Raw genomic sequence first — 20725 nt, 5'->3', positions numbered from 1 at the left:
ACTTTCCAAAAAAATGTGTTTTTTCACGCGAAGGGGGGTGGGTGTCTTGAATCAAAAAAAGATGCGTGAAGAATTGCTGTCAAAAATTAATTCAGATTCGCAAATCGAGATTGAAAAAGTGGAGCGTTATTGTTTATTGGTAAAACATTTTGCAGCTATTGAACGCAAGGTTGGAAATAACAACCTGGTCGTTGTCAAAAATGGGAGCCAGGAATACTGGAAAGTTAATCCTGGAATTTCCGAAATGAATAAGATAAATGCACAGTTAATTAATCTTGGAAAAGATATGGGATTATCTGCCCCTCCTGGTTCAATTCAGGGTGATGATTATGGGGCTGGTGACCTTGTATGATACATCAGAAATACGTTGATGAATATTTAAATCTTTATCAGCAACATAAAATTTTATTGAACCAAAAAAGAATTAAATTGCTAAAGTTGCTTTCCGAGGTAGTCCTGCAAGATGATTCTTTGTATTTTGATGAAAAACAAATAGATCTATGTATTCGATTTATTGAAAAGTGGTATTTCGAATTAAAGCCGTTTCAGAAATTTCTGACGGCTTTTATTTTTCTCAGACATAAGGAAAATGATTTACTTTACTACAATTCATTTCTTTGGTTAATGGGGCGTGGTGCTGGTAAGAATGGGTACATTTCAGGATTGTCTAATTACTTTATTTCAGAGTTGCATGGAATACCTGCATATAATGTTTCAGTTGTTGCTAACTCAGAAGAGCAAGCAATGACTTCTGTCACTGAAGTTTATAACACAATTGAATCGAGACCAATTTTAAAAAGGTCATTTAAACCGACTAAAACTCAGATCACGTCTAAAGCGACTAAGGCAGTATTCAAATTCAGAACATCTAATGGTAATACCAAAGATGGTTTGCGTGATGGGTGTGTTATTTTTGATGAAATTCATCAATATGAAGATGATGCTAATGTTAAAGTTCATATTTCTGGGTTAGGTAAGATTAAGGACCCGCGTCAGTTTTACATTGGGTCCGATGGCTATGTTAGGGATGGATTTCTGGATAAGAAGAAAGAAATTGCGGACAAGGTACTTGATAGATTAGCACCTCCAAATTTGATTTTCCCCTGGTGGTGTTGCTTGGACAATAGAGAAGAAGTTGATGAGCCTGATAATTGGGAGAAAGCTAATCCGATGTTGACCAAGCCGATTAAGGGATATGCAATTACACTTCATGCTGAAGTTGAAAGACAGTATCAGGAACTAGTATTTGAGCCTTCAAAAACAGAAGAGTTCATGACAAAACGAATGGATATGCCATCACAGGAGTTAGAAAAGACGGTGGCACCATATGAAGAAATCAAAGCGACTAATCAAAAAATCGATGAGAAAATGCTTGAAGGTCGAGAATGTATCGGTGCAGTTGATTTTGCAAGTATTCGGGACTTTGCAGCATGTACTTTACTATTTCGTCATGGTGAGACTTATTATTCAAAACACCATTCATTTGTCCGGAAAGAATTTGTAGACAAGTTTTATGGATATTCACGAAAAACTGATGATCAGTTGAAAAGAATTGTTGCTCCTATTAAGGATTGGGAAAAACAAGGACTTCTATCAGTTTTAGATGAACCCACAATTAATCCACAAACAGTAGTTGATTGGTTTGTCGAAAAACGCGAGAAATATAATATCAAAAAAATAATCATGGATAATTTTAGAGCGGATTTGCTAAGAAAGTTCTTTGAAGATGCAGGCTTTGAAGTAGAAGTTATCAGAAGCCCTACGGCAATTAGTGCTTTACTTGCACCACGTGTCGAAGATGGATTCGCTAACCATCATTTTGCCTGGGGTGATGATCCCATGATGCGCTGGTATACGAACAATGTTTTAGTGGTGATTGATAAGCGAGGCAATAAATCGTATGAGAAGAAAGAACCTGTCAGACGAAAGACTGATGGCTTTATGGCTTTTGTATATACGCTGTATCGTGCTGATGAAATATCAGATATTGATATGGGTGCAGAACTGGATATGTTGGCCAGCATTAATTTTTAGTCAGAAAGGAGGTGAGTATTATTGTTTGATTGGATCGCAAATATTTTTAGTAAACGTCAAGATATGTCCTACATTTTCGATGGTGAATATTTCACTGGTGATGATACTTCCCAAAAAGCGTACTTAAAGCGTACTGCACTGGAGACTTGCATTGATTTTATTGCTAAGAATTTCGCTCAGGCAAAATTTCAGCATATTAAGAATTACAAGCGATTGAATGATATTGTCGATTATAAGCTGAATGTTATGCCAAATCAGAATGAGAATGCAACAGAGTTTTGGCGACATTTCTTGCGTAAGTTAATTTATGAAGGTGAAGTTCTGGTCATTCAATCACAGACTAATGACCTACTGATTGCAGATAGTTTTGTAAAAAATGAATCGGCTTATTATCCGGACACCTTTTCTGGAGTTTCAATTAAAGGCTATTTGAATCAGAGTACATTTTCTGCAAATGATGTAATTTATTGTAAATACAATAATAATCGGTTAGAAGCATTTACAGATTCATTGTTTGCAGATTATGGCCAGATTTTTGGACGCATGATTGAAGTTCAAATGAGAAATAATCAGATTCGTGGGACTGTTAAGGCTAACTTGACACAGGGAACCCAAGATCAAAAACAAAAGACGTTGGAAACATATCTAGAAAAGATTTTTAATTCATTTCGTGAAAAAACAGTTGCAGTTGTCCCACTAACACAAGGTTTTGAGTATGAGGAACTTGGTGGAACGAAAAGTAATACAGCACAATCTATTGATCAGTTGACAAAATTAAGAAATGACACAATTGATATTATTGCTGAGATGATGGGCATACCACCTAAACTAATATATGATCAACCAGCTGACACCGAGAAACTGCAAGTACAGTTCAATGAAGGGACGTTGGCTTTTTTTTATGAACTTGTTTCTAGTGAGATAAATGCAAAACTAATTTCAAGTTCAGCTTATAAAAATGGCGAAAGAATAACATTAGTTGGAAAGAATACCAAGGATATTTTTGCAATATCTGATTCAATTGATAAGCTGGTAGCTTCCGGAACATTTAACAGGAATGAAATTCGGATTAAGTTGGGTGAAGAACCTGTCACTGGTCTTGATGATTTTGTAATTACTAAAAACTATACAACTTCAATTGGTGGAGAAAAAGATAAATCAGTAATGACGATCAATGAGGTTCGTAAAGATCAAGGGCAGGAACCGATTGAAGGTGGGGATGCAATCTACATGCCTAGTTCAGATATTCCTTCAATTGATGTTAATGACGAAGGAGGTGATATGAGTGACAGTTAAACCTCTTTTTGGTTCTTTGAATAACACAATTGCTAAAACAATAGCATTGAATAATCCTAATTATTCGAAAATTGTTGAACCTTTTGGTGATAGTGGTACTTATGCACTTTTTGCTGAGAAAAAGCCAGCGAAGCAGCATATTGTAAATATCGTTGATGAAGAGTTACTCGCATTATTACAATTTGCACAATCATATAGCAATTCAGACTTTACAACTTTGAAGAATGAAAATTGGAACAGTGATGAAGATACATTTAATCAAGTTCAAACTATTTCGGATATTGAAGGCGAGAAGTTGATGTATAAATTTCTCTATAACAAATGGTATGGAATGAGTATGGTTGGAAGTGATGAAGTAAGTTGGGATGTTTTAACGCTTGATGAAAATAATAAGAACAAACTTTTTGCATTTCCACTCATGAAAGCACTTCTGAAAAAAGTTGAGTTTTTGAATGTAGAGCCAACGAGTTTGATTCCAAGTGATGGATTTATGATCCTAATACCTGACACCGAGAATATTGAGACTGTCAAGAATAAATTACCAGGTCTTTCTGGACAGTTCTTTTTTGCCGGTAAAGCAAATGACGGAATGGCAGTCGTTAATGATGCGCAATCAATGAGTAATCTAAATGTGCATGGTCAAAGTGTTGCTTCAATCATGATGAATACCTACTCTTTTGTTACCAATTACGATTCAAGAATGACTAAGATTGACCCAATGGCTTATCAGATGAAAGGAGGTGATTAGATGAAAGTGCTAAACGTAAAGGGACCTATTATTTCGAATGACTCAAAGTGGATTTATGATTTATTTGATATGGATTCGACGGCACCTAAAGATATTTTGAATGAGTTAGATGGTCAAGATATTCAAATTGATATTAATTCGAATGGTGGATTAGTAACAGCCGGCAATGAAATTTATTCAGCGTTACTAGCCTATCAAGGTAAAGTCACTGTCAATGTAGTGGGAATGGCTGCAAGTGCTGCTTCAATTATTGCGATGGCTGGAAATGTTGTTCGGATGAGTCCGGTTGCTCAAATTATGATTCATAATGTATCTGCAGTAGGAGAGGGTGACTATCATGATATGGATGATATGAGTTCAATGTTGCAGCTAATGAACGATTCTCTTTCAAATGCTTATACCGCTAAGACAGGGATGACTAAAGAGGATGTATTATCATTGATGGATAAGACAACGTTCTTAACTGCGGAACAAGCAGTTGAAAATGGATTTGCTGATGAAATAATACAAGCTGACAATAATTTACAACTAGTAGCTTCTGCTGATACTTTTATTCCGGACAAGCTAATCAATGCTTTCAAAGAACTCAAACAGGAAAATGAAGAATTGAAGAAATCGCATGCGACAATCAACATTGATGCTGAAGCAATTGCGAATAGTATCATGAAAAAAATAAAAGCACAAAAAGAGGAACCGGCAATTCAAAATGGATTTGGTCGATTCCTTTTTTAATACGGAAAGAAGGAAAAATTAATGACAATTAATCTTAACAAGTTAACTAACTTTCAAGATGCAAAAGCAAAATTTGCAGAACTTGTAAAAAATAATGCTGGTAGTGAGGAACAAGCTTCTGCATATTCAGAAATGATGGACAGTTTAGGCACTGATATGACTGATTACATTAAGGATGAGGTCAAAGCACAAACTGAAACAGTTTTAAATGCTCGAAATAGTGATCCTTCAATTACTCAAGATGAAGTTAAATTCTTCAATGAATTAGCAAGCGGTGATTTGTCACATAGCACTAAAGAAGAAGTAACACTTCCTGAAACAGTAATCACAAAGATTTTCGAAGATATTGCAACTGAACATCCATTTTTAGATTTGATTGGTTTACAGAACACGGGACTACGTTTGAAATTCTTGAAGTCTGATGCTGAAGGTGCTGCTGTTTGGGGTAAAGTCTTTGGCGATATTCAAGGTCAGTTAACAGCAACTTTCGATGATGAAGACGCGACACAATCGAAGTTAACTGCATTTGTGGCTATTCCCAACGATGTTGCAGAATATGGTGTCACATGGATTAAAACATTTGTGATGACACAGATTCAAGAAGCTTTTGCGGTTGCAGCTGAATCAGCATTCATCGCTGGAGATGGCAATAACAAACCTATTGGATTGAATCGTCAAGTGCAAAAAGATGTAGTTGTAACTGGTGGCGTATATCCTGAAAAAGCTTCTTCTGGTTCAATCACTTTAGCAGACGTAGAAACAGCAAAGAAAGAATTAGGAGCAGTTGTTAAAGCTCTGTCTAAGAAGGAAAATGGTAAACCTTTTGCAGCACGTGGAAAGGTCGTTCTTGTTGTAGAGCCTGGGGCTTCAATTGATTTAGAGGTGGCAATGACAATGCAGAATGTCAACGGTCAATGGGTCTTGGCATTTCCATTCGGTCTGCAGGTTGTTGAATCTGTGTATGCACCTACTGGAAAAGTAATTGCTTTTGTACCTCAGCGTTACGATGCATATTGCGCTGGCCCTGTTGCAATTAAGACATTTGATCAGACTCTTGCTTTACAAGACGGTCTTTTGTATACAGCAAAACGATTCTTCTATGGTAAAGCAGAAGATGATAATGTTGCTAAAGTTTACGATTTAACATTAACAACTGCTGATGCAGGAAGTGGTGTATAGAAAGAGGTGTAGTGTATGGCTTTAATTGATGAATTTAAAGCAAGAATGCACATCTTTCATTCTGTCGAAGATACAAATCTTCAACGAATTATTGATAGCTCAACCGCTGCTATTTCACGAATGACTGGGATTGAATCTGATACAGATAATCTTGAATTTCAGGAGTTAGTATTGGAACGTTCCCGATATGTCTACAATGACCAAGTTGAGTTTTTTGAACAAAATTTTCAATCACAAATTTTAGGGCTTTCAGCTTCAACATTGACTGATGATGGTTCTTCAGAAAGTGGTGATACTGATGTCGGGTCCTGGTTATGAATTCGAAAAGAAGAGTTTAAAAACGAGTGATTTTAAAACACCAGTAACTTTTTTTGCCCAGGGAAATAATGATTCACCTGAACCAGACTCTTCTGGTAAGGTTGAAGTTTTTTCATGTTTCTGTCATGCATATAGTCCTTCTAACAAAGATTTGACAGTGCTAGATGCACATGGAGTCAAGCGTGGAATAACAATTGATATTCCGTCAACACAAGGTCAGTTTATCGCAGATAATTCTATGACTGCTGTTATTAGTGATTTTCGATATGTGAAAAACGGTCAGTATATTGAGTGGAATGTCATAGATCCACGTTTAGATATTGAAGATAACTTTGCAGACAAAATTGTACTGGGGGTATCAGAATGACAGAGAGTGTAAAGATAACAGGTGTCGAAGAAACACTTGCTAAACTTGAACAGAAGTTTTCTAAACGTAAATTAGCTATGGTTGAAAACCAAGCCTTGACTGTTGCTGGTAGATATATGGCCGTTACTGTTAAGAAAGCAGTCCAGGGCTATGCTGATACTGGGGCAACGGTTAAAGAAGTCACAGATACGAAGCCAAGAATAATTGGTGGAGAACGTATTTTGAAAGTCGGTTGGGAAGGCGACGGTTCTAAACAACGCTGGCGTTTAGTTCATTTGAATGAATTTGGTTATACTCGTTTCGGTAGAACGTACGCACCACGTGGGCTGGGAAAGATTCAAGGTGCATATAATACTGGAAGTGTTGGCGCTATGGCGCTACAGGCTAAGCAACTGAGAAAGCTGGTGGAGTAATGAAAGATATGATGACAACAATTTATAATGCATTAATGGGTAACGATGCAATTAAGACTGCAGTCTATGATAGCAGTAAAGAAGTTCATAATATCAAATTCTTTGATACACCAGACGGAACTCTGCCAGACACTTTTATCTTGATTAGACCAATGCGGCCTCCTCAATCTGCAATTGAGGGTAGTGATGAAAGTTTAGCCACTGATTTTTTGTACCAACTAGATGTTCAATCAACAGTTAGAATGACTTGTAAAACCCTACAATCAGAAATTAGTAAGTCATTGAAGTCGTTAGGCTTTATCCGTTATGGAACGGATGAACTTGACGACTATTTTAGTGACACAAAACATTATGTTGATGCTCGCAGATATTATGCTGCAAGTAAATTGTATGACACGGACTATTAAGAAAGAAGGAATTTAAATGTCAATGTATATTGGTTTTAATCGGTTAACTATTCAACCATTTGATGATAAGTTAGCAAAAGCGGGAGATCCGATTATTATTCAAGGTGATCCTAATAAAGGAGCAACAGTTAAGGCAGAAATTAAAGGATTATCTAAGGATGCAGTTAAGGTTTCTGGCTCGAATATTGGTTATTACATTTCCAGAAAAGGTGTTGGGGATGTCACTGTAGATTTCGATCTACTTGATATTCAAAATGCGGATCAAACACGAATTTTAGGACGCGAAGAATCTACTGCAGGTGTTCAGTACACTGGTGATAAAACTGAAGCACCATTCTGTGCAATTATGATGGAATCAGAAGATGGTCAAGGGAACACTGCCTTAGTTGGAATGTTTTACGGTGTATTCTCTCAAGATGGAGAAACTTTGAATACTAAGGAAGAAGGTTCGACATTTACACCAGATGCTGAATCATATACTTTCACTGCTTCAGGATCGAAACAAACTGCAACAAAAGGCAAATACATGGCTAAGTATGCAGGTAATGATGAAGCAGCTATCACTGAGATTCGTAGTAATGTGTTGCTTGAAGGAACAACACCTGATGTCGGCTAAGGCTAGTTTAATTAATGATTAATAAGGGGATGTACTTTAAGTGCAATCCTCTTATTTTTTTAGGAGGAAATTATATATGTCAAGATTAGAAATAAAGATTCGTCAAAAAAATGGGGAATACAAGAAGTACGAACAAAACTGGGTGCCTACTCGAAAATTGCTTGAGGCATTAGACATCGGTCCCGAGACTTACCCAGAAATAAAAGAAATGAATGAAAAACAGGCTGAATTCATTGCCTCGGTGTTTGACGATAAAGAAGTTACTAAAGACGCAATCTTAGATGGGGTAGCAGCATGGGAATTTGCTCCGTTTGTTGATGGCTTTTTGGATAAATTAATGGGTGTTGACCCAAACTTAGAGGCGGAGGAACAGTAACTCCGCAACAAGTAAAACAAGCAATGTTTTCGTTTATTAGGTCAATTGTGACTAATTTACCTGGTTATACCATAAACGATATTTTAGATACTGATTATGAAACACTAGTTAACGTAGTCGCACCTTCTGATGGCTCGGATAAACATGATAATAAGCAACCAATGTCATTGTTTGACTTTATCGAAAAAACGTAAGAAAGGAGGAAAATTGAATGGCAGATGAAGTTCTGGGACGTATGGTCATTGAGCTTGGTTTAAAAGATTCTGCATTTAGCAAAGGAATTACGGGTGCTAATAAGATGGTCCGTAGTTCAATGGCAGAAATGAAAGCCTCCATGGCAGTTGTTGGACAAGCTGGAAGCAAATATGATTTGTTAGCTACAAAACAGCGCGGACTCACTAAAGTTCTCGAAGCACAAAAAGCTCAGATGGAACTCCTTAGAAAAAGCTATCAAGGTTCATTAACTGAAACAGGTCAAGCAACTAAAAAGACAGCTGATTATGCACGTCAATTTAATAATGCTTCTGCAAAAGTTTCTGCTTTAAATTCGCAATTAATTGCGAATGCTAAAGCAATGGCAGCAGCTCGTATTGAAACTACTGGTTTTACTGGAAAGTTAAATGCTTTTGGTAAGTCGGCTCAAACTGTTGGCGACAAAATGAAGAGTATAGGTAGTAGTGCAACTACAAAATTAACTGCGCCGATTGCACTTGGATTTGGATATGCGATTAAGAAAAGCATTGATTTGCAAAATGAAATGGTCACTATCAAGAACTTATTAGTTACAGGTGGTGAATCAGCAAGTGAGGCCATTAGTGGTGTTAAGCAAATGCAAAAGGATGCACTGACTTATTCAAATAAGTATGGTGTTTCACAACAAGAAATTGCAAAAGGTTATACCGAACTTGTAAAGCGTGGTTACACCTCAAAGCAAGCACTTGGTGCAATGAAATCAGAATTAGAAGCTTCAAAAGCTTCAGGTGATGATTTTAGCGATGTTGTTACAGTTGCTTCACAAACGCTTGAATCTTTTGGTATGAAGGCTAAAACTACAGCTGGTATGACGAAAAATACTAAAACTGTAGTTAATGATTTAGCATATGCTGCGGATATGACTTCATCAAGCTTTTCAGATTTAGGAATAGGAATGTCCTACGTTGGTTCAACAGCTCATCAAGCAGGATTTAGCTTATCTGAAACAGCAAGTGCTTTGGGAATTCTTAGCAATAATGGTATTGAGGCGGAGCAGGGTGGTACAGCTTTAAGAAAAGTGATTAATAGTCTTAATTCACCAACATCTTCTGCTACGAGTGCGTTAAAAGGCCTAGGTTTATCTACAAAAGATTTTGTTGACAAATCAGGAAAAATGAAAAGTATGTCAGATATATTCAGCACTTTGAATGAGCATATGAAAGGTTTGAACGCAACACAGAAAACAGATATTTTTCATAAAATTTTCGGAACAACAGGTCAAAATGCGGCTGCGGTTCTTGCCAATAACGCAAAGCAACTTGGTGAACTAAATAAGAAAGTTGCTGATTCTGCAAAGAACAATTATGTGCAGTCACTTGCTGAGAAAAATATGAAATCAGCCCAAAATCAGTTAAAGATATTAAAAGAGAGTTTGACAAACTTAGGTATTACAGCAGCTAATGATGTTTTACCTGCTATTCAACCTGTTATTAAGGATGTTACTAAGTTAGTACAAAAATTTGGTGATCTAGATTCTGGTACTCAAAAGAATATCGTCAAAGCAGCATTATTGGCAGCTGCCTTTGGACCTGTTGTAAGTATCCTGGGACGTACTGTTTCAATTACGGGTAAATTAGCAAGTGGAACTGTAAGTATTGCTAGTTGGATTGCACAAATAAGTGCTGGTAAAACAGCAATGAAAGAATTTGGTACAGCTTCAAAAATTGCTAGTATTGGGACAGAGACGATTGCAACTGGAGCTACAGGAGCAACTGGAGCTCTAAGTTTGTTAAATCCTTGGGTACTTGGTATTGCTGGAACTGTCGCTGTTGGTGCACTTGCTTGGGAATCATTTGGAAAGAAGATGTATGATTCTAGTCAGCGTACTCAGCGATGGGGTGCAAATGTTGGTAGTTCTGCAGATCAAGCAGCAACTAAGTTTAAGGATTATTCAACTAAAGCATCTGTCGCATTGAGTGATACTGCTTCAAGTGCTAAAACGAATGGAAAGCAAATTGAGTCTGCTTTTAAGGGGATGGCAAAATCAGCTGAAGATGCAGCAAAAAAGCAAAAAACAGCTGCGGAGAAATTTGCTGAATCAGTTGGAGGAAGTGCTGGTGCAGCGATTGAGGCAGAGGCCGAAAAAGAAGATAAGAATAATCAAACTCATATTAGTAAGATTAAGAAATACTACAACCAAGTACAAACCATTACGAAGCAAGCTAGAGATAATAATGTTGCATTGACTGAGGACCAACGATCACAGTTATATAATTTGCAACAAAAAATGGCTCAAGAGCAGGTTAAGGTTTTAGGATTGTCAGCTAAGAATCAACGTTTAGTTTTGAAAGCAGAGCTTAATCAAACGAATAATATGACCACCAGCCAATTAACTTCTATGGCCAATGCTGCTTCAGAAGCAGCGAACAAAGAGTTAGATAACTACAATACAACTTACGGAAAGATTAAGTCGAGTACGGTGTTGACAACCAAGGAAAAGAATAAAGCTCTTGAAGCTTTAGAAACAGAACATAATAATGCTATGAATCAATTAGGGATTGCTTATATTAATGCAGAACGAGCTAAAGGTTACAACGAAAAAGCAATTCTACAAGATATGCAAGATAGTTATGGGTGGACTGCAAAACAGGCTCAAAGTGCCTATGATGCATTCAATACAGCTCAAAAGAAAACGTCTGCAACTGTCATTAAGGTTAGTGACGACATGAAAAAAGGAGTTGCTGATGCTGCAAATAAATGGAATAACCTTGTTTTTGATAAGAAAACAGGGACATTGAAAACCAACGCACAAGAAGAAGTCAAAAAAGCACTCCAAAGCACCAAGGGATGGAATAATATTCAGCTTCTTGAGAAAAAAGGATTGATGTCTACCAATGCCAATGCAATGGTAGCACAAGGTCTTATTGCAAATAAAGATTGGAATAATCTAAATTGGCTTGTAAAACATGCAAAGTTAAATGATGATACCAAAGTAGCTACAATGTCAGCATTGATTAGTGCTAATCAATGGAATACGAAGGATTGGAAAACCGCCAAAATGTTGGCTACTGATAATACTAATTCGTCAGTTATTTCAGCATTGAATAGCATGGGACGTTGGCAAAATTTAACACCTAAGCAACAACAGATGATTGCACAAGCACAAACCGGACCAGCATTAACTAAAGCATTACAAGATGTAGGAGTCTGGAATTCGTTAAGTGCACATGAAAAATATTTAATTGCTCATGATAAAGCTTCTGGTGTTGCTAGCGCAGCTGGTAGAGCATTGCAATACTATTACGATCATTCACCAGATAAGAAAACGACATTAACTACAGAGTATATTTCTATTCATAAGACATATGCTCAAGCAGTTGGTGGAAAGGTTTTGAGTAATGCAAAAGGAACTAACTATCACCCTGGTGGAGCAATGATGGTTAATGATCAAAAAGGTTCTACTTATCAGGAATTAGTTAGTTTGCCCAATGGTGAGTCATTTGTACCTCAAGGCCGTAATGTTATTTTCGATGCACCACGTGGTACTAAAGTTTTGAAGGCCTCGTTAACTGAAAAATTAATGAGTGCACTTCCCAAATATGCTACAGGTGTGGGTATTCCTTCAACTGCTAAAGTATTGAGTTCAGCTATTGATGTAACTAACAGATTAAATTCGGCTAAACAAAGATCAAATAATGTTAATAGTGTTGATATGTCAGGAGTTGAAAGCAAGCTTGATTTAGTTGCAAAGCTATTGTTGACACTAACTCAAAAGGACACAACGTTGAACATTGATGGCAAAGCTATTGCAAAAACTGTTTCTGATATGCAGATGAACACCGTTAATTTAGTGGGAAGGAGAGTTTTTACAAATGGATGAAAGATTCATTAATTTTGATTCTAAAAGTAGCCTAGATGATTTCAATTGTGTGATTAATGAAGCTAATGTGGGACTTCCTGAAAAAAGTAAGACTCGTATTCAGATACCTAATACAAGTCTTTATTATGATTACGCAAAGATTTTTGGAGATGTGTATTCCGAACGAACGCTTGAGTATACTTTTCTAATTTGTGATATTAATGCTCTTGATACCGTCGAACTGGAACACAGAAAAGGGATGATTGCAAATTGGTTGATACCAGGGTCACAGCATTTACTTCAAGACTCTGCAATTCCTGGTTATTACTTCAAAGCGGAAGTTCAATCTGCTCCGGAATACACAGATAATATTGATTATGCATTCTTCAAAGTAAGTTTTACTTGTTATCCATTTCGAATCCGTAATTTTGAAGAGGGTGAAGATATTTGGGACACATTTGATTTTGATAACGATGTCGCACAAGATACTTCATTTAATGTATCAGGTAGTCAGCAAATTTTATTGATCAATACTGGTGCAACAGTATTAAGTCCTGAAATAGATGTAACCGGTAGCGTGACCGTTGCGATGAATAATGAAACAAAGTCATTTTCAACGGGAAGCTACACCGATACTGGTTTAGTGTTAGAACGTTGCGAAAATGTTGTTACTTTGAACGGTAATGGAACAGTTAAATTTCATTTTACAAAAGAGGTGATCTGATTGTATCGCGTAACAATCGGGAATAACGGAATTGAAACGATTATACATGATGATTACTTTACTAAGTATCGTTTGACTGACACAACGATTGCTCAGGGCATTAATGCAGCTGATTCATTTCAGTTCAACATATTGCCTAGCAATCCTGGATACTCACTACTTCAAGAATGGATAACTTACATTGAAGTTATAAATATGACAAGTTCGAAACTAATATTTAAAGGAAGAGTAGCAAGTATCCAAATACAATTGAATTCAGATGGAACATTTTATAAACAAGTCATTTGCGAATCGCAGATGGCTTCTTTAAATGATTCAATTCAAACGTATAAAAAAGTGCAAATGAAGCCGTATGATTTCTTCAAGTATTTAATTGATACACATAACGCCCAGGTTGACTCGAAAAGACAATTTCAATTGGGAAATGTGACTGTAACTAACTCAACTAATTACTTGTATTGTTACGTTGAGGATGGGCTTAACACATTTGATGAAATAGATACTGACTTAATTTCTAATGATGATTTGGGTGGAGAGTTAAAGATTCGTAATGAAAATGGTGTTGCATATATTGACTGGACACTAGATCAAAATATCAAAGGCAAGCAAGAAATAAAATTAAATAAGAACCTAATATCGTTGTACACAAAACCTAACCTATCAGGAATATTGACAGTACTATATCCTTTTGGTGCAACAATTGAGAGTGATTCGACGGATAGTTCTACAGATACATCAGGTGATGTTGCAAGTCCTAGATTGGACATCTCAAGTGTAAATGGCGGGAAGAAATATATTGAGTCAGCCGAATTAATTAATAGATATGGCCGTATTTCAGGAACAAAGTCTTGGGATGATGTGACAGTTGCAAGCAATCTTCTGACTAAGGCAAAGGCATACCTAGAAACATTTAAATCAGTCATGATTGGATATGAACTCGAAGCAGTCGATTTGTTTCAGTTAGGATTGGCAGTAGATGATTTTGAAGTAGGTAATTATTACCATGTGATCAATCAGCTTGAGGGTATAGATGATTATTTTCGAATAATTAGTATTTCATTGGATATAAATAATCCTTTGCAATCTTCATTGACAATTGGAGATAAATCAGTTAGCTGGGCTGAATTTCAAAATCAAATACAGCGAAGTAATGCAATTGTTTCTGGTCTGCAAATAAAAGCTGCACAACTTGAAGCAAGGACCTTAGCAGCACAAAAGAAATTGAATGCATTACAAGAAACGGTTGATTTTATACCTGATAATTTGCAATCAGTAAAAGATGAATTACAAAAGCAGATTGATGAATTGAAAGATAGTACCTGGGTTTCAGGTTCAATTTTCATTGATGTTTCGCAATACCAATCAGACACATCAGTCACCTGGTTTACAAAGTGTGTTAATGCAGGTGCAAAAGGTGTAATGGTTAAGCTTTCTGATGGTTCAAGCGGAAATGAAAATAATACTTTGGCAAGTACACAATTAGCTAATAGTACGACTGCAGGTTTAAAGCTGGTCGGTTGTTATCACTATTTTGAAAGTATTGCTAATGCAACTGCCGAGGCTAATAACTTTTTAGCACAGTTGCAAGCCAACAATATAGATAAGGCGAAGGTAGTTGCACTTGATGTTGAAGGAAATGTATTGAGTAATTCAAAAACTGATTTAGATTCAGCAATTACGACATTTTTAGAGGTATTGACTGGTGCTGGATATACAAACACTTGCCTGTATGGCAGTGAAAGCTCATTTACTAATAATGTTTTTGATGGAAGTTTGGCCAAATATAAATGGATTGCCAGTTGGGATTCAAGTACGAAACCTGATGGTGCAGAGGGATGGCAGTTTAGTAATGACTGGCAGGGGTACGGAGTTGATGCTAGTTATTCATATAGTAAGGCATTTGTTTAGAAAGGAGAATGGAGATGGCGAGTGATACAACAACGAACAACTTTCCTTCTGACTACAATACAGCTGAAGTAGATTCACGCGTATTGTTGCGATCTAAGTCAGTCAGAAATAAAACATATGGTAAAGATGTCCGTGAAGCTTTAGCACAAGGAATTGAAATTGGTTCAGCAGTTTCAAGTGAAGCAAACAATACTGCAAATAGTGCAAAGAAACAATCTCAAAATATTGATGACCGATTTAATGATCAAATAGCTGGTTCAACTAACGATAACGAAACCATTGATTTCAGGCATTCTGATTTACTTTCAAAGTCATTTATTACAGCAAAATTAAGAGGTGATTTTTGGGATATTGAATTTCAGCAACGTGCCGTGAATGTAAAATGGTTCGGTGCCGCTGGTGATGGTACAACAGATGATTCGGGTGCATTTCAAGAAGCAATTGATTCAGGCTATCAAATTTTTGTACCAATTGGAAACTATAAATTTGGAAAAACAGTCAATGTCACAGATACAACATATGCACGTATTGTTGGAGCAACACAAACCTCGTTTTGGAATAATTCTATTAATAAGTCCGTTATTATATCTCCTGATGACGACTATGCCTTCACAGGCACAACTGATGATGGAGGGAAAAGTGCTATTGAATTTAGCCATATAGTTTTCAAGGGGAAAGGCCTTAATGGTCTTAATGGCTCAATTCTTGACACATGCGAGTTCACAGGTGACACAGGTATAGAAAATGGTAAAACGTTAGTTATTGATAAGTGTACATTTCAGAATTGCACCACGGCCGGAATAGTTCAATTAACTGATACCCGAGTAGTCAATTCGGACTTTTATTCGAATGGGACTGGTCTTCAATTAGACTCTTCTAACGATAATATTATTTCTAACAATAGAATTGAATGGAATAACATAGGTATGTCTATTCAAGGAAACTATAATTTGATTTTTGGAAACAATTTTGATAGGAATACACAATATGGGCTTTATATTAATCAACTTAAATATACTAAATTCTATGGTAATCACTTTGAAAGAAACTTGGAAGCACATGTCTATTTCTATTATGGTTCACAAATATCTTTCAAAGATAATAACTTAGTTTCAAAGCATACTGATGATAATGATACCTCAGGAATTGGTCCAAACGTGGCAATTAAAATACATTATCTTGAAAACTCAATTCTTAGTGATAATGAAGTTACATTGCCAGCTAACGGCCAAGTATTTGAAAAAGATGGTGATACTGCTGATGTTAACTTAACTGTAAAAGATTTCATTGTAAATGGAATGGATCTAGAAAATATTAATATTGAATTTAGCAGTTCTATCATAGTTCCTGCTCAAACAACAGGTACTTTTTCAGCGACAATTTCCGACATTGAGAATAGCTATAAATTATCAAATGTTGATAAGACATATATTGAATTAGGAAAATATGCAATAAGCCTTAACAATAACAGCTATTCTGAGAACTTGAAGGTTTCTGTTGGAATTAATAGTAATGGAGACGTGTTCTTATCGTACAAGAATGATACAGATGCTTCTGTTACCCTAAACTCCGCAGAGGTAAGCCTGCGATTAAATTATTTAGGCCTGCTAAATGTTAAGTTCGTTGAAGGAGGAATCTAAATATGTACTATATTTATGATAGTAATTTCTATTTAATGGAAGTAGTTAGTTCAACAGTTCAACCTGAAAATTCAACTACCGTAATTCCTGCAAGCACATTAAAGAAACCTAAATGGGATAGTCAAAACAATGTGTGGGTTGAAGGAGCTGAGGCGTCAGCTCAGCAGGAATTCAACGCGCAAGTTTTGCTTCAATTAGCAACACTAGCGGCAAAGGTTGGTGATACAAATGCTTGATTTTATCAAAGAATATTATATTTTAGGGCTGTATACGGATAATGATTTGCAAACTTTTTTCAACGCTGGAATGTTAACTAGCGATGAAGAAACGACTATTAAAGAATCTAAGGCAACGAGCACATCATAAAAATGAAGTGCTTTTTTATTGTAAAATTTGGGTGGGCGGTTGGCAAAGGGGTGATAAAAATGCTGAAACATTTGTTAAAGAATAGATTTTGGTTTTTTAAGGCACTAGAAACATATGGGCTTGGGATTTACTTCATTATCAGGCACAGTACAGGAACGTTTGACCCACCGCCCAATTCAGTGCTTGATTTACTAGATGATCCACCTTTTATTTTTGTTCTTGCTGTTGTGGGAACTTTTGTCCTGGTGTATTCATTGTGGGATTTAAATACGTTTTTATATAAACCAATTATGACAGGATTGCTTACTTCTGTATGGCTTATTTTTATGCTCGGATTTGTATTTCATGATTTTGCGACTGGTGCTTATGTTAGTTTTCAGGCGATGTATGCAGGTTTTGTGCTGGTGACAATGATATCTGAAATAACATTGAAAGAGTGATGACCATTGAGCGATCAAATTGTAGTCGCACTGATCACCACGTTTGGGTCAATAATGGTTGCTTTTATAACCAATCGTGAAACTAAGCGCAGAGAGGGAAAAGAAGTAGATGAGACCTTAGAAACGGAGAGATTAAAGGCGAAATTAAAAAAGTTGAAAAAAGAAAATGATGAGTTGAAAAACAATGGGAATAAAACGGAGGATGATTAGTAATGAATATACAAAATATAGCGGAAGCAGTTGTGACTTTAGTAGTAGCAGTAATCGGTGTTGCAGTACCTTATGTAGCGAAGTTTCTAAAATCTAACAAAACAGCAGAGACATTAGTTTCTATTTTACCAACTTTGGCTAAAGATGCAGTTGTTGCTTTACAAAAATTAGGTGTCACAACCTACATTGAGGGCGAATTGAAGAAGTCTAAGGCAGTCACATACGTTGAAACGGCACTAAAAAATTTAGGCTTCAAGGAAACTGATGCAACAACTATTCAGAATGCGGTTGAAAGTGCATATGCAAATTTGACTCAAGATGGAACGTTAGCAACATATACTCAAAAGACAGTGGAAGAGGCAAATGCTGAAACTGATGCAGAAAAATTAGCATCGGCAAAGAAGGCCTTAGCAGAAGCACAAACAACCGTAACGGAATTAGAGAGTAAAACAACAACTACATCAGTAGCAAAATAGGAGGTTCATATGAAACTCAAAAATAAAATATTGTTAGGAGTAATTTCACTGATTGCTCCTTTTTTTATTGCATTAAATGCTAATGCGAGCACCTCTACCAAAGGAGACTATGGGGTTGATAACAGCAAGTATCAGGGAACTTTAGGAAACCTAGGCTCAGCTGATACAAAGTTCAATATTGTACAAATTGGTGGTATATATAATAATTCAGTTATATATCAATCGACGTATGCTACACAGGTTCAATATACTATCGCACAAGGGCGGAGAGCACACTCGTATATATTTCTAGCTGACGGCTCTAATCAAACTAGGACTAAGCAATATGTAGCAGATATGCTTTCCAAGATTCAAACACCTAAAAACTCTATTGTGGCCATTGATTATGAAATGAATGCCACGCCTGATATAGAGGCTAACACAGCTAATATTAAAGTTGCTATGCAATTAGTTAAAGATGCTGGTTATACCCCAGTATTGTATAGCTACAGGCCATATTTAAAGTCATATGTTAACACTAATGAAATTGCTACTAGCTTTGGGACTAACAAAATTTGGATTGCAAGTTATAAGACAACAGCACGTCAAACGTCAGCAGATTTTAATTATTTTCCCACTTTTGACAATGTAGCTATCTGGCAGTTTGCAGATAATTATGGTACTAATAATAGTGGTGTTGACGGTAATATTGATTTAACTGGTATCACAGGGAACGGATATGATGGTACTACAACTGCATCTAAAACGGGTGCCACAACGGTTAAAACTGATTCAACTACTACAGCTATTAAAGCAGGTCAAAGCGCTAACAATACAACTAAATCATCAATTGCAGTTGATTATGTTGTTAAAGTAAATTATTCTGCCACAAATTGGAGTAACGGGACAAGTATTCCATCATGGGTTAAAGGTAATTCATATACTGTTCAGCAAGTTTCAGGTAATAATGTATTGCTTAAAGGAATATTAAGTTGGATCGATAAGTCTAATGTTGAAATTTTAAGTACGGGTAAAGTAGCCACGACTACTTCTACAGGTAGCACTGTTAAAACTTCTACTACAGGATATAATCTAGTTGTTGATGGTAAATGGCCTACATCTTCAAAAGTAAAGACTAAAACAACTCTAGCACTTCAAAAAATTTACAACATGAAGTATCAAGATAGTAAAATTAGTAAACCTAGTTCGCTAATTAAGATACTTCAAAAGCATTTAGGTGTGACACAAGACGGATACATGGGTCCGCAAACAATTAGAGCTATGCAACGTAAATTAGGAACACCAGTAGATGGTAAAATTTCAAGTGGATATTCTAATATGGTTGCTGCCATGCAAAAGAAATTAAATGCTGGTGTTAAACCATTCTAGTTACAAACATTCATGATCCTTAAAATCGAATATTGTTCGTATATTAAAAGCCCTGCTTTCTCAATTGGAAGTGGGGCTATTTTTGTTTAAAAAATTTCATTCTGTTTTTCAAGCAATTTAAGTAGATGTTTGGCTTTCAATACTTCAAACTGTTCACCATTTTCATGCGCAGTATTAACTTCGTCTTTCGTTAATTGTGTAGCATTATCCTTGAAGTCGTAGTTCGTATATATCTTTACACCGTCAATTTTTTTAATCCACGCCCAGCACTCAAAATCTCCAAAACTAGCAATGTCTTCTTTCAATTCAGTGATCATCTCACCTGAGTCGTAGCTGATAGTTTGTTTAATATAGTTTTCGTCATAGAATTCCTGTAGCTTTAGAGCGACTCTAATTGTCATATTTTCAAGTTTGGTTTCGCCAGTTCGATACCGGTTAATCACTGCACGTGTTAAATTAGTGTTTTTTGAAATGGAGTATGCCGATACATCACTGTTGAGAAGATCTTCGATTTTTCCTAAATCAACTATTTTTTTCATTTTTTCCTCCATATACACAAATAGGGCCTAATGCCCTAAATAGTTTCAATTAGATTAGATATTCACGTTCAATATAGTCAATATCATTGAATTTAGTATCGCTATCTTCTGTTTCTTCGATCTCCTTAACGGTAGCTTTGAATGCGTCTAAATCCTTGCTAAGAATCGTGAATGTTTCATTTTTACCTTGAACGTTTGAATGAAATACTTTCTTGAACTCGTTCTCTGATACCTGAACCAAATCGTAATCTCCAAAGTTTGCATTAATCATATTTATTATCCCCTTTATTTTTTTGAATTTCTTTCTATGTTTATATAATACCGTATCTTTTAAGATACGTCAATAGGAAAATCAAACTTTTTTAGAAATAAAAAAAGCAGACAAACTTTACAATCAAGTTCATCTGCTTTAATGGCCAAAGGTAGCATAGCAATGATACAGAGATAAGGTAGACGGTACAACTTGCCTACAAACCATGTTATAATTTACGTAAGTTAAATCAGTTGTCCTCTTGTT

25 protein-coding genes are annotated in these 20725 nt (G+C 36.1%); 23 read left to right on the top strand and 2 right to left on the bottom strand.

Annotated elements, in window-relative coordinates:
• Positions 1–46: 46 nt before the first annotated feature.
• The 23 genes from IV36_RS03705 to IV36_RS03605 all read left to right on the top strand — a co-directional run bounded on the left by IV36_RS03705 (position 47) and on the right by IV36_RS03605 (position 19669).
• Positions 47–352 (top strand): P27 family phage terminase small subunit, encoded by a 306-nt coding sequence (locus tag IV36_RS03705; protein ID WP_056990850.1) that lies wholly within the window; start codon positions 47–49, stop codon positions 350–352.
• A complete protein-coding gene (locus tag IV36_RS03700; RefSeq protein WP_056990849.1) occupies positions 349–2034 on the top strand; it encodes a terminase TerL endonuclease subunit in 1686 nt (561 codons plus the stop codon). The genes IV36_RS03705 and IV36_RS03700 overlap by 4 nt, the downstream gene beginning before the upstream one ends.
• 21 nt (positions 2035–2055) lie before the next feature.
• Complete coding sequence (locus IV36_RS03695) at positions 2056–3330, top strand: phage portal protein (RefSeq protein WP_056990848.1); 1275 nt, start codon at positions 2056–2058, stop codon at positions 3328–3330.
• Positions 3320–4078, top strand: a complete 759-nt coding sequence (locus IV36_RS03690; protein WP_056990847.1) for a hypothetical protein — start codon at positions 3320–3322, stop codon at positions 4076–4078. Before IV36_RS03695 ends, IV36_RS03690 begins: the two co-directional genes overlap by 11 nt.
• Complete coding sequence (locus IV36_RS03685) at positions 4079–4810, top strand: head maturation protease, ClpP-related (protein ID WP_056990846.1); 732 nt, start codon at positions 4079–4081, stop codon at positions 4808–4810.
• 21 nt (positions 4811–4831) lie between these two features.
• Positions 4832–5989 carry a phage major capsid protein gene (locus IV36_RS03680; protein ID WP_056990845.1) on the top strand — a complete coding sequence of 386 codons (1158 nt, stop codon included), beginning with the start codon at positions 4832–4834 and terminating at the stop codon, positions 5987–5989.
• Positions 5990–6004: 15 nt separating this feature from the next.
• Positions 6005–6307 carry a head-tail connector protein gene (locus IV36_RS03675; protein WP_056990844.1) on the top strand — a complete coding sequence of 101 codons (303 nt, stop codon included), beginning with the start codon at positions 6005–6007 and terminating at the stop codon, positions 6305–6307.
• The gene (locus IV36_RS03670) at positions 6288–6674 is read left to right on the top strand and encodes a hypothetical protein (protein WP_056990843.1); all 387 of its coding nucleotides are present in this window, start codon (positions 6288–6290) and stop codon (positions 6672–6674) included. The genes IV36_RS03675 and IV36_RS03670 overlap by 20 nt, the downstream gene beginning before the upstream one ends.
• Positions 6671–7087 (top strand): hypothetical protein, encoded by a 417-nt coding sequence (locus IV36_RS03665; protein WP_056990842.1) that lies wholly within the window; start codon positions 6671–6673, stop codon positions 7085–7087. The genes IV36_RS03670 and IV36_RS03665 overlap by 4 nt, the downstream gene beginning before the upstream one ends.
• A gap of 8 nt (positions 7088–7095) precedes the next feature.
• Entirely contained in the window at positions 7096–7494 is a 399-nt protein-coding gene (locus IV36_RS03660) for a hypothetical protein (RefSeq protein WP_156648627.1), read from the top strand.
• 16 nt (positions 7495–7510) lie between these two features.
• Positions 7511–8110: a major tail protein gene (locus tag IV36_RS03655; protein ID WP_056990840.1), complete on the top strand. Its 600-nt coding sequence runs from the start codon at positions 7511–7513 to the stop codon at positions 8108–8110.
• 76 nt (positions 8111–8186) lie between these two features.
• Positions 8187–8486: a phage tail assembly chaperone G gene (gene gpG / locus IV36_RS03650; protein WP_056990839.1), complete on the top strand. Its 300-nt coding sequence runs from the start codon at positions 8187–8189 to the stop codon at positions 8484–8486.
• Positions 8487–8509: 23 nt separating this feature from the next.
• Positions 8510–8680, top strand: coding sequence for a hypothetical protein (locus tag IV36_RS12185; protein WP_235810231.1), 171 nt, complete (start codon positions 8510–8512; stop codon positions 8678–8680).
• A gap of 17 nt (positions 8681–8697) precedes the next feature.
• Positions 8698–12558, top strand: coding sequence for a phage tail tape measure protein (locus IV36_RS03645; protein WP_056990838.1), 3861 nt, complete (start codon positions 8698–8700; stop codon positions 12556–12558).
• A complete protein-coding gene (locus tag IV36_RS03640; protein WP_056990837.1) occupies positions 12551–13261 on the top strand; it encodes a phage tail family protein in 711 nt (236 codons plus the stop codon). Before IV36_RS03645 ends, IV36_RS03640 begins: the two co-directional genes overlap by 8 nt.
• Positions 13262–15169, top strand: coding sequence for a GH25 family lysozyme (locus IV36_RS03635; protein WP_056990836.1), 1908 nt, complete (start codon positions 13262–13264; stop codon positions 15167–15169).
• A 14-nt stretch (positions 15170–15183) separates the two neighbouring features.
• Positions 15184–16809, top strand: a complete 1626-nt coding sequence (locus IV36_RS03630) for a right-handed parallel beta-helix repeat-containing protein (protein ID WP_056990835.1) — start codon at positions 15184–15186, stop codon at positions 16807–16809.
• 2 nt (positions 16810–16811) lie between these two features.
• On the top strand, positions 16812–17045 hold the full coding sequence (locus tag IV36_RS03625; RefSeq protein ID WP_056990834.1) for a hypothetical protein: 234 nt from the start codon (positions 16812–16814) through the stop codon (positions 17043–17045).
• Entirely contained in the window at positions 17038–17175 is a 138-nt protein-coding gene (locus IV36_RS11850) for an XkdX family protein (protein ID WP_082623701.1), read from the top strand. The genes IV36_RS03625 and IV36_RS11850 overlap by 8 nt, the downstream gene beginning before the upstream one ends.
• A gap of 59 nt (positions 17176–17234) precedes the next feature.
• Positions 17235–17615, top strand: coding sequence for a hypothetical protein (locus IV36_RS03620; RefSeq protein ID WP_056990833.1), 381 nt, complete (start codon positions 17235–17237; stop codon positions 17613–17615).
• Positions 17616–17621: 6 nt separating this feature from the next.
• Positions 17622–17825: a hypothetical protein gene (locus IV36_RS03615; RefSeq protein WP_056990832.1), complete on the top strand. Its 204-nt coding sequence runs from the start codon at positions 17622–17624 to the stop codon at positions 17823–17825.
• 2 nt (positions 17826–17827) lie between these two features.
• Complete coding sequence (locus tag IV36_RS03610) at positions 17828–18301, top strand: phage holin, LLH family (protein ID WP_056990831.1); 474 nt, start codon at positions 17828–17830, stop codon at positions 18299–18301.
• A 9-nt stretch (positions 18302–18310) separates the two neighbouring features.
• The gene (locus IV36_RS03605) at positions 18311–19669 is read left to right on the top strand and encodes a GH25 family lysozyme (protein ID WP_056990830.1); all 1359 of its coding nucleotides are present in this window, start codon (positions 18311–18313) and stop codon (positions 19667–19669) included.
• 86 nt (positions 19670–19755) lie between these two features.
• Here the strand turns inward: IV36_RS03605 and IV36_RS03600 are convergent, their stop codons facing one another.
• Together IV36_RS03600 and IV36_RS03595 are read right to left on the bottom strand one after the other, a co-directional pair.
• Entirely contained in the window at positions 19756–20208 is a 453-nt protein-coding gene (locus IV36_RS03600) for a hypothetical protein (protein WP_056990829.1), read from the bottom strand.
• Between the two features lie 49 nt (positions 20209–20257).
• Complete coding sequence (locus IV36_RS03595; RefSeq protein ID WP_056990828.1) at positions 20258–20479, bottom strand: hypothetical protein; 222 nt, start codon at positions 20477–20479, stop codon at positions 20258–20260.
• Positions 20480–20725: the final 246 nt, after the last annotated feature.

The organism is Liquorilactobacillus mali (genome assembly GCF_001437155.1).
Classification (GTDB): domain Bacteria; phylum Bacillota; class Bacilli; order Lactobacillales; family Lactobacillaceae; genus Liquorilactobacillus; species Liquorilactobacillus mali_A.
Note: the sequence above shows the minus strand (reverse complement) of the source record. Positions and strands in the feature narration are given on the sequence as shown.